Source organism: Kitasatospora sp. NPDC057223 (assembly GCF_042669755.1).
Taxonomy (GTDB): domain Bacteria; phylum Actinomycetota; class Actinomycetes; order Streptomycetales; family Streptomycetaceae; genus Kitasatospora.
In genome coordinates this window covers 12,980-25,222 of the sequence record NZ_JBHUWW010000013.1, presented here as the reverse complement: position 1 = coordinate 25,222, position 12,243 = coordinate 12,980, and the positions used below count along the sequence as shown (strand labels likewise).

The 12,243-nt window shown below is 71.9% G+C and carries 15 protein-coding genes and 2 pseudogenes; 7 read left to right on the top strand and 10 right to left on the bottom strand.

The window, feature by feature from the left end; genetic code table 11:
* Nucleotides 1–297: 297 nt before the first annotated feature.
* Both ACFUK0_RS07790 and ACFUK0_RS07785 read right to left on the bottom strand, forming a co-directional pair.
* Nucleotides 298–804: a hypothetical protein gene (locus ACFUK0_RS07790; protein WP_380247296.1), complete on the bottom strand. Its 507-nt coding sequence runs from the start codon at nt 802–804 to the stop codon at nt 298–300.
* On the bottom strand, nt 801–2,003 hold the full coding sequence (locus ACFUK0_RS07785) for a molybdopterin-dependent oxidoreductase (protein ID WP_380247294.1): 1,203 nt from the start codon (nt 2,001–2,003) through the stop codon (nt 801–803). The genes ACFUK0_RS07790 and ACFUK0_RS07785 overlap by 4 nt, the downstream gene beginning before the upstream one ends.
* A 1,017-nt stretch (nt 2,004–3,020) precedes the next feature.
* Between ACFUK0_RS07785 and ACFUK0_RS07780 the strand changes: the two genes are divergently transcribed.
* The 6 genes from ACFUK0_RS07780 (at nt 3,021) to ACFUK0_RS07755 (ending at nt 7,238) form a co-directional block, all read left to right on the top strand.
* Nucleotides 3,021–3,443 (top strand): DoxX-like family protein, encoded by a 423-nt coding sequence (locus tag ACFUK0_RS07780; RefSeq protein WP_380247292.1) that lies wholly within the window; start codon nt 3,021–3,023, stop codon nt 3,441–3,443.
* The gene (locus ACFUK0_RS07775; protein ID WP_380247291.1) at nt 3,440–4,423 is read left to right on the top strand and encodes a DUF3419 family protein; all 984 of its coding nucleotides are present in this window, start codon (nt 3,440–3,442) and stop codon (nt 4,421–4,423) included. The genes ACFUK0_RS07780 and ACFUK0_RS07775 overlap by 4 nt, the downstream gene beginning before the upstream one ends.
* Entirely contained in the window at nt 4,420–5,202 is a 783-nt protein-coding gene (locus ACFUK0_RS07770) for a DUF2071 domain-containing protein (protein WP_380247289.1), read from the top strand. Before ACFUK0_RS07775 ends, ACFUK0_RS07770 begins: the two co-directional genes overlap by 4 nt.
* A 194-nt stretch (nt 5,203–5,396) precedes the next feature.
* Complete coding sequence (locus tag ACFUK0_RS07765) at nt 5,397–5,993, top strand: class I SAM-dependent methyltransferase (RefSeq protein WP_380247287.1); 597 nt, start codon at nt 5,397–5,399, stop codon at nt 5,991–5,993.
* Nucleotides 5,986–6,414, top strand: a complete 429-nt coding sequence (locus ACFUK0_RS07760; protein ID WP_380247286.1) for a hypothetical protein — start codon at nt 5,986–5,988, stop codon at nt 6,412–6,414. The genes ACFUK0_RS07765 and ACFUK0_RS07760 overlap by 8 nt, the downstream gene beginning before the upstream one ends.
* A gap of 272 nt (nt 6,415–6,686) precedes the next feature.
* The gene (locus ACFUK0_RS07755; protein WP_380247284.1) at nt 6,687–7,238 is read left to right on the top strand and encodes a hypothetical protein; all 552 of its coding nucleotides are present in this window, start codon (nt 6,687–6,689) and stop codon (nt 7,236–7,238) included.
* Nucleotides 7,239–7,393: 155 nt separating this feature from the next.
* Here the strand turns inward: ACFUK0_RS07755 and ACFUK0_RS07750 are convergent, their stop codons facing one another.
* From ACFUK0_RS07750 to ACFUK0_RS07730, 5 genes and pseudogenes are all read right to left on the bottom strand, one after another.
* On the bottom strand, nt 7,394–7,738 hold the full coding sequence (locus ACFUK0_RS07750; RefSeq protein WP_380247282.1) for a WD40 repeat domain-containing protein: 345 nt from the start codon (nt 7,736–7,738) through the stop codon (nt 7,394–7,396).
* A 112-nt stretch (nt 7,739–7,850) separates the two neighbouring features.
* Nucleotides 7,851–8,300, bottom strand: a pseudogene (locus tag ACFUK0_RS07745) (WD40 repeat domain-containing protein); the annotation flags it as partial.
* A 30-nt stretch (nt 8,301–8,330) separates the two neighbouring features.
* Nucleotides 8,331–8,492, bottom strand: coding sequence for a hypothetical protein (locus ACFUK0_RS07740; protein WP_380247280.1), 162 nt, complete (start codon nt 8,490–8,492; stop codon nt 8,331–8,333).
* 123 nt (nt 8,493–8,615) lie between these two features.
* Nucleotides 8,616–8,831: a DUF6243 family protein gene (locus ACFUK0_RS07735; RefSeq protein WP_380247434.1), complete on the bottom strand. Its 216-nt coding sequence runs from the start codon at nt 8,829–8,831 to the stop codon at nt 8,616–8,618.
* Between the two features lie 482 nt (nt 8,832–9,313).
* Complete coding sequence (locus ACFUK0_RS07730; RefSeq protein ID WP_380247278.1) at nt 9,314–9,448, bottom strand: hypothetical protein; 135 nt, start codon at nt 9,446–9,448, stop codon at nt 9,314–9,316.
* A gap of 306 nt (nt 9,449–9,754) precedes the next feature.
* Here ACFUK0_RS07730 and ACFUK0_RS07725 point away from each other — a divergent pair, with 306 nt between their 5' ends.
* Nucleotides 9,755–10,054: a DUF4193 domain-containing protein gene (locus tag ACFUK0_RS07725; protein WP_380247276.1), complete on the top strand. Its 300-nt coding sequence runs from the start codon at nt 9,755–9,757 to the stop codon at nt 10,052–10,054.
* A gap of 104 nt (nt 10,055–10,158) precedes the next feature.
* Here ACFUK0_RS07725 and ACFUK0_RS07720 read toward each other — a convergent pair whose 3' ends face one another.
* From ACFUK0_RS07720 to ACFUK0_RS07710, 3 genes and pseudogenes are all read right to left on the bottom strand, one after another.
* Nucleotides 10,159–10,503 (bottom strand): hypothetical protein, encoded by a 345-nt coding sequence (locus ACFUK0_RS07720; RefSeq protein ID WP_380247274.1) that lies wholly within the window; start codon nt 10,501–10,503, stop codon nt 10,159–10,161.
* Between the two features lie 139 nt (nt 10,504–10,642).
* The gene (locus ACFUK0_RS07715; RefSeq protein ID WP_380247432.1) at nt 10,643–11,452 is read right to left on the bottom strand and encodes a DUF6042 family protein; all 810 of its coding nucleotides are present in this window, start codon (nt 11,450–11,452) and stop codon (nt 10,643–10,645) included.
* A 625-nt stretch (nt 11,453–12,077) separates the two neighbouring features.
* Nucleotides 12,078–12,227 (bottom strand): annotated as a pseudogene (locus ACFUK0_RS07710) (transposase); the annotation flags it as partial.
* Nucleotides 12,228–12,243 lie beyond the last annotated feature (16 nt).

The following is a 12,243-nucleotide window of genomic DNA, read 5'->3' as shown; positions in this document are numbered from 1 at the left end:
CAGCACGACCAGGGCCCCTGCGTGGACTGCTACCGCAGCGGTACCCCCCCGTACCGGCATCAACCTCCACGACCCACGAACCGTCGCGGCCCGGTCGCAGTTCGCCGACGGCGCCAAGGAAACCGGCTTCGTGTCCACCAACGCCATCCCCCTGCGCCTGCGCCTGCGCGGGCGCGTCATCGGGGTCATGGGCCTCTTCCGGACCGAACACGTCGGCAAGTGCTGTACCCCGGTGTTCGTAGCCGCAGGCGACGCCTCCCGCAGGGGCGTGGCGGCGAGATGGCAGGCGACAGCCGATCAGGCTGTGTCACCGCGGGTTCGCGGGGCGGTTCGCTCCCGTCGTCGGCGGGCCGTGGCGGCCAGCAGGCACAGTGCGGAGAGCGCGAGGAACGCGGCGCTCAGCAGGAGCCACCTCCCGAGGAAGACGTCGGGGTCCAGGGCGGTGGCGGGGCGGTAGCCGGGGACGAGGCGCAGGATGAGCGGGTACCAGACGGCCAGGAGCAGCAGGGAGAGGAGACCCGGGACCCGGATGTAGTTGACCGGAGACATCCCCGGTGCCGGGCCCTGAGATGAGGGGCGTCCGCCCGTCAGGGCCTGGGCTGCCCGGTCGGTGAGGGTGTAGAGGGGCAGCAGGACGAGGTCGTGGAGCAGCGCGGCGCCGATGAACCAGATCGCGACGCCGAGCGGGTCGCCCTTGAGGAGGCGGATTCCGGCGTAGAGGGCAAGGGCGAAGGAGCACAGGAGGAGGAGCAGGTGGAGCGGCGAGGCGCCGTACCTCGCGCGGAGGCCGTCCAGGTGCTTCATCGGGCGGCTCCGAAGGTGAGGCGGGTGACCCACTTGGTGTTGTGGACACCGGGGTTGGCGGGGACGATGATCCGCGCCGGGTAGCCGTGGTCGGGTGAGAGGTCGGCGCCGTTGACGCGCAGGGCGAGCAGGGAGCGGGGGTCGCGGACCTGGTTGTCGCGCAGGACGGCGGAGCCGAAGGACCCGCCGCGCTGGACGGATTCGACGAAGACGTCGGGCGGGTCGTCGTGCAGGCCGACGAGGGCGGCGAGGTCGGTCAGGCGCACCCCGCTCCAGCGCTGGTCGGGGGTGGACCAGCCCTCGACACAGGCGATCGGCAGGGCCGCGCCGGTCTGCGGGAGCTGCCGGAGCTGGTTCAGGGTGAGGACGGCCTCGCGGCCGGGGCCCCGGACGGTCAGCCGCCAGGCGGGGCCGATGTCGGCGGGACGGATGCCGACGTCGCCGACGGTCTTGTTGATCTGGAAGCCGTTGGGGCCGGTGCCCGGCTCCTGCCCGTGCGGGGCGAGCAGCGCGGTCTTCCGCACCCATCCGCCGATGCTCTGACCGGCCGTCACCGCGAACAGGACGAGGGAGGCGGCGCCGACCGTGGCCAGGGCCCCGCGCCGGGAGATGGTCGCGGGGGCGGGCCGAGGCGAGACCAGGCCGGTGTCGTCTGGTGGCTCGGAGACCGTGCCGGCGGTGCCGGTGCGCAGTTCGGTCCGCAGGCGGCGGCCGCGCAGGGCCCGGAGCATCACCGGGATCCGGAACGCGACGTGGACGACGAAGGCACCGATGAAGACCCAGGCTCCGTAGAAGTGCAGGGTGTAGAAGGAACCGGGGAAGACGTAGTGCAGCTGGACGTTGAAAACGCCGGTGATGAACTCGAACAGCGCGCCGCCGACGAGGAGCAGCAGGGACAGGCGCTCCAGTGCCTGCGCGGGTGAGCGGACCGGTGGCCAGCAGAAGAGTCTGGGGATGACCGACCAGAGCTTGGCGAGGAGCACCGGGATGAGCACGATGCCCAGGGTGACGTGGACACCCTGGTTGAGGCGGTAGAGCCAACTGGGGTCGGTCGGCCAGGAGAAGAGGTAGAAGCCGAGCCAGCCCTTGTCCGGGGTCTGGTCGTTGACCGCCGCGAGGTCCGGGTTGTAGGCGGCGTAGGACAGCAAGCCGGTCACGAACATGACCGGGATGCCGGCCAGCAGGACGAGGCCGAACACCGAGGTGAGCCACGGACCGCGGATCGGACTGCGCCAGAACTCCGGGCGGGTGGGGCCCGGGGGCGGGCCCGCGGCGAGTGCCGTGCGCAGTCCCGAGCCGAGGGTGCCGATTTCGGCGGCGTCCTGTGGACGGGCCGGGGGCTCCGCGCCGGCCGGAGGCGCCGGGCTCGGGTGCGGGGGGTCGTCCGGCTGCGTCGGCCTCGATCCGCGATCCGGCTCTCGGGCGGGCCGGTACTGAGGGGCCGGATCGGGCTTCGGGGCGCGGTGCCGGTCGGGATCGGGCAGGTGGTGGTCGTCACCGTCGTGCTCGTTGGCGTTCAGGGGGCGCTCCTTCGCGGTTGTGCGCGGAGAAGGGCGGCCGCGCTGGCCCGACCGTACGTCTCGGAGCGCCCGTATCCCTGTAGTCAGGTCATTACGGAATTGGGTCGGACGAGAGTGGTTGTCCTCCGGCAGGAGCTTCTCCTGCGGGACCGAGTGCCCGCGGGCGGCGGCCACCGGGGCGGCTGGCGGCCGGGTGCTCCAACGAAGCGTTGTGTCCGAGGCGTTGGGTGGTACGGCGACCGGGAGGGACACGGCCGCTGGGGCGGTTCTGCTCTTGGCAGTATCTCGGCGAGCCGGAACTCCGGCTCGCGGCCGGTGTCGGCGGGTGCCTTGGCCGCGTCGCCCTCCGGTTGGGCCGGACGCCGGGCGGGGGATCTATCCAGACGGCCCGCCACCAACGCTTTGACCTGCTGTTTTTACCTGGCCTCCAAGGTTTTCGGAGCCAGCTATAGGGACGTCTCCAAGGTTTCCAGGACGCTCTCCAAGGTGGCCATCAAGGTGACGTCCGGGCGTCGGGGCTGCCGTCAAGACATCTCACGGAGCTAGTCTCCGCGTGACCTCACAGGCCACAGGTCGCGCAGGTTCAGTTGAACGCGTTCAAATTCTCCGCCATGATGCTGCCACAAGGCGCGGGAGCATTCCGGGCCGGGCGCCGTCGTGCTCCCGCACGTCCGGCGCCGAGGGAGAGGGGGACATGTGTCCGACACGTGGAGCAGGCGTCTCGCGGCCGCCGCGGTCGCGCTGATGTGGTGGTACGAGGGCTTCTGGTGCAAGGTCTTCCCGGGCAGGGCGGATCAGCGCGCCATCGTCGAGGGCGTTCCGCTGCTGCCCGCCGGCGCGGTCACCCCGCTGCTGGCCGCCATCGGCCTCGCCGAGGTCGCGCTCGGCGTCTGGGTGCTCACCCGGCGCCACCCCTACGCCGCCGCCGCAGTGCAGACCGCCCTGGTCGCGGGCTTCAACACGGGCGGGCTGCTGTTCGGTGCCGAGCACATCCCCGAGCCCGGGCGACTGGTCGTGCAGGACGTCGCCTTCCTCGCCCTGATCTGGCTGGTCGCCGGCCGGAACGCCGAAGCCGGCCCGGCGCCTGCCGCTGCCCGCGAGGCGGTGGCGACCGCATGAGGCTCCTGCCCACCGTCGACACCCACGCCACCGACCCAGGGGACGCCGCGATCCGTACCGGCACCCCCTGGAGCGCAGGCCGCCTGCTCGCCGGGCCGACCGGGCGACCCCGCCTCCTGTTCGGGCGGATGTACGAGGACCCGGCCGTGGAGCTCGCCGCCTTCCCGTCCGGGGCCCGGGTCCTGTGCATCGCCTCTGCCGGCGACACCGCCGCCGCCCTCGCCGCAGCCGGCCACAAGGTCACCGCACTCGACCTCAACCCCGCCCAGCTCGCCTACGCCCGTACCCGGCTGGATGGCGGTGCACCCGCCCTGACCGGGACGGCCGAGCGCCTGATGGCAGCAGGCCGCCGCACCGCGGGCACTCTGCTGCCCGCCTGGCGGCCGGACGCTCTAGAACGCTTCCTGCGCCTGGACGACCCCGCCGAGCAGCGCCGCCACTGGGACTCCGTGCTCGACGGGCCCGGGCTGCGCCTGCTTGCCGGCGCCGCGCTGCGCCCCGCCGGGGCCCTCGCCGCCGCGCTCCGCCCGGGCTTTCGCTGCGTCGTCCCGCGCAGCTTCGACACCGTGCTGCTGCACCGGATCGCGCGGGCGGCGTCCCGCCACCCCAACGCCGCGAACGACTGGGCCTGGCGGCTACTGCTCGGCCGCGAACGCCCCGGAGCCGCCACGGTGCTGGACACCGGCGGCAATGCCGTCCGGCTGGTGCTCGGCGAGATCGTGGAACATCTGGAGCGCTCCGCGGCGGGCTCGTACGACGCGGTGACGCTCTCCAACGTCCTGGACGGACCCGGGCCCAGCTTCGCCCGCCGACTGCGCGCCGCGGTGGAGCACGCGGTGCGGCCCGGCGGCAACGCGGTGCTGCGGAGCTTCCGCGAGCCCGGTCCGGCCGGGCCGGGGCAGGCCGTCGAAGACCGCTCGATGATCTGGGGCACCGTGCGGGTGGTCCGCATCGGGACGGCCGACGGGAGCACCCGATGAGGCACCTGCTGCAGCGCCACCCCTTCCCCATGCGGACCCGCTTCGCCCACTCCCTGGTGCTGACCTACGCGCTGACGCCGGACCTGCTCCGCCCGCTGCTGCCGCCAGAACTGGTCCTCGACACGTACACCGACCCGGCGGGCACCGAGCACGCCTTCGTGGCGGCCGCCCTGGTGGACACCCGGGACCTGCGGCCGGCCCTCCTGCCGGCCGGGCTCGGCATCGACCGCATGCTCACCGGGTACCGGATCTTCACCCGCTTCCCCACCCCGGGCGGACGGACCATGCGCGGGCTGAAAATCCTGCGCAGCGACACCGACAGCCGGGTGATGGCGCTCGGCGGCAATGTGTTCTCCCGCTACCACTACCGGCTCGCCCGGATCGGCAGCCGGGTGGTCGGCGACACCCTCGAGTTCAAGGTCGTCAGCCGGGACGGCCGCGCGGACCTGCACGTCCGCGCGGACCTGGCCGGGACGCCGGCCGCGCTCCCCGCGGGCAGCCCGTTCGCCACGGCGCAGGACGCCCGCAGGTTCGCCGGCCCGCTGCCCTACACCTTCGAATACGAGCCGCAGACCCGGTCGGTGATCGTCGTCAAGGCCGTCCGGACCCGGTGGGAGCCCATCCCCGTCGCGGTGGAGCTGGTGCAGCGGCCGACCTTCTTCGAGCACGGCCCGTTCGCCGGCGCCGAGCCGGTGCTCGCCAACGCCTTCCACATCTCCGGTCTCGAGTACGGCTGGGAGTCCGGGCAGCGGCGCGGAGCGAACGGGGCGCAGCTGTGAGGCGGGCCGAAGCGCCGGGCACGGCGCAACGTCCGCCGCGGCCTTCGGGTGTGCGGGACGTCTTCCGCTACAACTGGCCGCTGTATGCGGCGGGTTGCCTGGTCGCCGGGGCGGGGTGGGTGGTCGCCCGGCGCGTTCCGGGCCCGGCCGCGGTCGCGGCACGGGCGGGTGCTTGGGCCGCGATGGCCCTGCTGGTGAGCAGCACCGCTGCGAGCTGGTGGGTCTACGACCGCTCCGGCCTGCACTCCTTCGAGTGGCTGGACGACCTGCTGCCCGACGGCCCCGGCGCCCACGTCGTGGTCTCCGCCGGGCTGGACGAGGCGAGCCGTCCGCTGGCGGCCCGCCGGCCGGACGCGGCCCAGCACGTGGTGGACCTGTACGACCCGGTGCTGATGACCGAGGGTTCGATCCGTCGGGCGCGGCGGCTGGTGCCGCCGGTCGCGGGCACGGTGGCGGGGCGGCCGGACCGGCTGCCGGTGGCGTCCGGGTCCGCGGACACGGTCTTCGCGGTGTTCGCCGCGCACGAGCTGCGGCGGGCCGCCGACCGGGAGGCGCTCTTCGCGGAGTGCGTCCGGGTGCTGCGGCCGGGTGGCCGGCTGGTCCTGGTGGAGCACCTGCGGGACACAGCCAACACCGCGGTGTACGGTCCCGGTGCCTGGCACTTCCTCCCGCGGCGGGAGTGGCTGCGGCTGGCGGCCGGTGCCGGTCTGCAGACCGTCGGCGAGCTGCGGATCGGCGGCCTGGTGACGGCGTTCGTCCTCGCCCGCGGGGAGGTGGCGCACGGTGGGTGAACTTCTCGGCTCGGAAGGCCAGCTGCGCCTGGCCGGTCTCGCCCTGGTCGCCATGGGTGCGGTGCACCTGGTACTGCCGTGGCTGATCGGCTGGCCGGCAGACCTGGCCGGCACCAGCCTGCTGACCCGCCAGGTCGCCGGTGCGCACCTGTTCTTCATAGGGCTGACCTGCGCACTGCTCGGCCTGTTGCCGCTGTTCCTCGCGCCCGAGCTGCTGGCCGGCGGGCGGCTCGGCACGGCGCTGCTCGCCGGCCAGACGCTGTTCTGGGGTACCCGGTGGCTGTTCGAGTTCGCGGTGTTCTCACCGAAGCTGTGGCGGGGCGACCGGCTGCGCACCGCCGCGCACATCGGGCTGTCGGTGCTGTGGACGTGGGTCACAGCGGTGTTCGCGACGGCACTGGTGTCGGTGCTCGCCGGGTGAGACTCCCGGCCACGGCACCGGGCGGCACGGGGCGGCACCGGGCGGTGCGCGGGTCGTTCAGGACGCGGGTACGGCGCCTTCGCGCGGTCGGTCACCGACACCACGCCCTCGACGGAGCGGCAGCGCAGCGCCCGGATGGCGGCGGGTGGGACCCGGAAGGGCGGCCCGGACCGCCAGGGACTCCGGGCCGCACCACCTGTCGGCACCGGCCGGGCGGTATGGGTTCCGCTCACGGCCGTCAGCACCGTGCGGTCGTGACGTAGATTTCGCCCATGCCACCCACCAGCCCCACTGGTCAGGACCGTTCCCCGTTGGAAGTACGCGCGAGGCCGGGCGTGTTCGCCGTCATCGCGCTGTCCCCGCTCCTGGGACTGTTCCCCGCCCTCAACATGCTCCTCGCACCGCGGGACCACTTCGCCTTCATCGCCGGCTGCGCCGCCACCGTGGCCTGCGTGGCGGCAAGCGCCTTCGTGGTGACCCTGCAGCTGCGACTGCGGGCCATCGGATGCCTGCTGTGCCTGGACACCGAAGGCATCACCGTCCACGGCCAGCCGACGGTGCCCTGGTCGGACCTGCGCGAGGTCCGCGCGCAGGCCGGCACCAAGAAGCAGCCGCCGGCCGTCGTCTTCGTCCCCCGGCCAGGCATCACCCTGCCCACCCTGCCCACCGGTATACCCCTCCAACGCCCGCACGCGAGAGCACAAGCCTTCACCAAGCGCTACGGCAGCCCCCTCGTCCTCCACCCCGCCGGCATGAACGCCACCGCGCCCCAGATCCTCACCGCCGTACAGCGCCTCAGCAACACACCCCTCACGACCCACTGACCCCGTCGAAGCCCCTATCCACACCCCCGGGTCCACATCACGGCCCCGCCGCGCCGGTGTGGCACCCACTCAGCAGCCAGGGCGGAGCGCCGGTCAGGTGGACGGAGCTACAGGCCTGACCCGTGCCCGTACCTTGATGCCCTGCCCGGGCCTTCCTAGGCGGTACCGGGATGGAAGCGGAAGGAGTACAACCCAGCAGATCCGCCGACTCCCGGAGCTGTTCCGTCAGATGACCAGCGGCAGCAGTTCAGGCTGTTGTCTGTACGCATCATTGTTGCTGTTTCACGGGCCGCGATGTTCCAGACCCGTACTGTTCTGTCGTTGCTCGTGCTGGCGAGCCAGGCGCCGTCGGGTGAGACCGCGAGCGCGCTCACCCATTCGGTGTGACCGGTGAGGGTAGCGAGGTGTTCGCCGGAGCGAAGATCCCAGACAGCGACCGTCCCGCCGCTGCCTCCAGCGGCGAGCCAGCTGCCGTCGGGGGCGATCGCCAGTGCGGCCACCCAGCCGCCCAGTCCGGTCAAGGTGGCCACGAAGGATCACGGCGTTGACGGCACCGCCCGGCCAAGTGGACGCGGTGCTGGTTCGTGTGCTGGAGCTGAGATCCCAGATCCGTATGATGCCGTCCTCACCGCCTCCAGCGATCCACGTGCTGTCGGGCGAGATCGCGACGGTGTTCACCCCGTTGACGTGCCCGGTGAGGGTGGTGACATGGGTGCCGGTGACAAGGTCCCAGATCCTTTTCGTCCCGCTGCCTCGGTAGGTCGTCATGGCGAGCGTGGTGCCGTCGTGGGAGAGCGCCAGTGCCTTCACGCCGCCGTTGATGCTGGTGATGGCAGCTGCCTCGGTGTTCTCGTCAAGGTCCCAGAAGCGTACGGTCCCGTGACTGCCGTCGGCGGCGAGCCAGCTGCCATCCGACGCGACCACCATGGCGTTCACCGACCCCTCGTACCCGGGAAGGATCGGACTCCTGGTGTCAGTGCCCAGGTCCCAGGTCCAGAGTGCTCCATAGCTCCCGCCGACAACCCACTCGGCCGTGCGTCCGGTCCGAGCGCGGCGCTGCATCTGCTGGTCGCCGCCGGCCTTGAGCCGGGGTCAGGTGGCGGCCGTCTGGGCGAGGAGCACCTGGAGCCGGCGGACCGCTTCCTCGGCGTCGGTGTACTGCTCCGGGGCCGGCTCGATGGTGCCGAAGGTGTGGCCGCGGTCGGCGGGCAGGGCGCGCCAGTGCAGGGGTGGTGGCGGTGACGGGGCTACCAACCCTGTGGCTGCCCCGGGTGGTCGGCTGCGACGCGATGGCCGGCCGAGAGCTGCACGGGACCGGCCACGCCGGGACGGCAGCAGGACCCGTCCAGTGCAGTGCCGCCCTGAGGCGGCAGTGCGTCAGCTCTGTGCGGTTTCGTCGCCCGCCTGCCCGGCGCTGTCAACTGCGCCTTCCTTCTCGCGGATCTTGCGTACCAGCTCCGCCTTCTGGTCGGCAGCACCCTGGCGGTCGAGGTTGCGGTGCGGACCGTTGTTCTGCCGTTCGGTGCGGGACAGCCTCTTCCGCTGGCCACCGCCCATGCCCACGGGGTTGTTGATGTTCTTGCTCACGGTTATGGGTTCTCCCGGTAATGATGTGAAGTGATCTGCGGCTTCATCGGTGGAGACAGGCGGTGACGTCAAAGTATGCCAGCAGAGGCCCATCACGCTCGCACTCGTAGATCGGCGCCTAGAAGAACACGACAAACACGTCACCCGCCTCCGTCGGCCCCGCCCCACGCTGCGCAGCGAACCGACCACGGCCTTCGCCGCGGGCCTGCACGAGATCCGCGAGGAACCGCAGCGCGTCGTGGGCCGGGAGCCGAAGATCCTGACCGACGCGCAGAGGGAGATCCGCTAGCTGCGCCGGCAGCTGGACGAGGCCCGCGCCAGCGCTGTGGTGGCGCCGGTGGCGACCTCTGCGGCCCCGAAGGCGGTGATGCCGCCCGGCTCCCCGGATCACGGCTCGGCCTGGAAGTCCGCCGGGCGCGACGCTTTGGACCCGGCCCTTGTCCTTGACTGCTCGGAGCTCCGGCATCTTTCCCGTTTGTGCGGGTGGTTCAGGTACGGGCCAGAGTGGTGAGAGTACGGGCGTCGACGAGGAGGCGGTGGGCCGTGCCGGGCACGACCGTGGGGCGGCTGCGGCGACGCAGGGCGCGTAGGGCGGTGGCGACAACCTGTTCGAGGGTCTGCACCAGACGGCCTGTGCGTCGTCGTGCGACTGCGAGGCACTCGCGCTCGGCCCGTACCCATGCCTGGCTGGGCGGCGGTCTCCTCCACCAGCCGCGGCTCGTCCCGTCACCGTCCGGGTTGTCCAGGGCCTCGGTGAGGCTACGCCCGAGGTCTGCACGGCCACAAGGTCAACTACACTCCGTACACCACTGCGGACATGACGCCAGCGGGACGGCGGGGGTACCACACCCCTCACCAGGACGAGGCGCAGCCCGGTACTGGTCGTCAGCTTCTCGGCGACCGGCTCGATCACAACGACAGGACCATCTATGGCAACCGACTACGACGCTCCGCGCAAGACCGACGACGACAGCTCGACGGACAGCATCGAGGAGCTGAAGGCCCACCGCAGCGACAAGGCGGCCTCCGCCATCGACGCCGTCGACGCCCTGGAAGCCGCCGACGGATCGGAGCTGCCCGGCGCCGACCTCTCCGGCGAAGAACTCACCGTCGCCGTCCAACCCATGCTGAACGACGAATTCACCTGCGCCAACTGCTTCCTCGTCCACCACAAAACCAGGCTCGCCCGCCTCAAGAACAACCAGCCGATCTGCAACGACTGCGACTAACCCACCCGCCCGACGGGCCCGGGTGGCTTCCCAGGTCAGCACGGCCCGCGAGTCCGTGGTCCGGCTGCGCGAGCTGCTGGACACCGTGGCGGCGTAGGGACCGGCTACGCCCTGCCGTTCCGCGCGCTGGCCCAGACGGCGAGCTCGGCATCGATGAGCAGGGATCGGGCGGCTGCGGTACGCGGCGCCCGCTCGGTGACGGCCTTCAGAACCTCCTCCTCGGCGAGGACCGCCGGGTGGCCGGCGGCGGTCTCAAGATCGAAGGCGTAAAGCTCGGCGGCGTCCGCGTACTCCACTGCCGGCAGCGCTGCACCTGCCGGCAGCCACCACACCGAGGCACCCGCAGGCTGTGCGGCCGCGCACGCGGTCAGCTCCGCCACCACCCGCATCCACGGCTCCTCCTCCTCCACCAGCCCGCCCGTACAGCCGCAGCCCGCGAAGTGCGGCACCGGCCGCCCGGGTGGCCGTCCCGCAGCCGCCGGACACGCCCTCGTCACCAGGCGGCAGGACCTTCGCACCGCACACTGAACCGAAAGAGGGCGGTGGCCCCCGGCAAAGGGGACCACCGCCCTCTTCGGCGGTCGCCTACTACAGCCTGTCGTCCGGACGTGCGACGCCGGCACCGTGCTGCTCCTGGTGGTCCTCCGGAAGGGTCACGACGATCTGGCCGTCGTCGTTGACGCCGTGGATGGAGATGCGGCTCTGGTCGAACTTCTCCCAGTCGCACCGCAGCCGGAAGACCTTGTGCGCGGGGATCGCGGTGATGTCCTCGGTGGCGGTGAAGTCGCCTTCGCCGAGCAGCAGCAGGACCGCCTGGCGGGCGTCGTGCGGGTCACCGTCGATGACGCGTGCCAGGCGCTGCAGGCTGGTGGTGACCTCCTCGAGGCGGCGCCCGTCCGGTTCGAACAGTCCGATGACCTCGAACGAGTCGTCGGAGTAGACGAGGCTCATCCGCAGCTCGCGCTGCACCTTCTCCTCCTCAGCGCTCAGCGGCAGGACGTCACTGGGGAACGGCAGGGGGCTGACGGGGTGCAGGCGCAGCCGGCCGGAGTCGTCCGGGATTTCGTGGAGGACCTTGGCCGCGACGAGCAGGGTGATGACGTCGTTGTTGGTCTCCAGCGGGGGCAGGCCGTAGTGCGCGGCGTAGCGGGTGGCTTCGGCGATCTGGCCGGGGAGTGCGGCCAGATCGTCCTCGTCGGAGTCGTCACCGCCGGTGTCCCAGCAGGAGTGCGTGAGGGCGCCGTCCGGGTTGTCCATCGTCGAGACGAACGGGCCCAGCTCCTCGCGGGTGAAGGGCGCACCGTCCATGACGGTGCCGATGAGCAGCATCATCGTCGCCATGGGGCGGATCCTGGACCATCCTCCCCGTGCAGTTCGGCGCAGGTGCTCTCCCCGCATCTCGTCCGACCAGTCCGTCAGCGAGGCCGTCTCGGCCATGACTCCCCCAAGATCGTTGGTATGCCGTTTGACCGTAGGCTACGCCGCCGCTGGTGAACTCCCGAACCCCGCCGGGCGCCGACGGTGCGGGCCTCTGCTTGCCGGGTCCGGGCGCTGGGGAGAGATGGCGGGCCGGTCGAAGAATGTGACGATGCGATTCCGGACAGTGATCGTTCCAGCCGGGACAGCGCCGCTCAACACGCCCCGGCCTGGTGAAGCGCCCACCACGCTTGGCCCGGGCGTGCCTACTGCCGCGCGCCGCCACCGGGAGCGCACATGACGAGAACCGCTGACGAGCTCGCGCTCCTACGCACCGAAACGGCTCCCACGCTGCTGAAGGAGCCGCAGGGGTTACGGACCGGCCGGGAGGAGTTACGTACCGATCTGGTCGCCACGATCAGCGAGGGCTTGCACGAGACCCGGACGCAGGCCCTGCGTGTGCTTGAGCGCGATCAGGGCGAACTCACCCGGGCCCGCAAGGAGATCGGCGACCTGCGCCGTGAGCTGGCCGACGCCCGGGCCGCCTGGGAGGGCAGGATCGCCGAGCTGACGGCGCCCCCGAAAGGCCGGTCACGAAGAACGGGGCGCTCGACCAGAGTCCTCACCGGGCCGTCGGTGCGCAGCACCGCGTCCGTGAGCTCGAACAGCGCATCGCGTCGCCCGGTTAGGCAGTCGTAGAAGACCCCCGGAAGCGTGACAGTTCCGCCAGCGGAACGCCCAGCACGCCCTGTTCCATCACGCTCACCAGCACG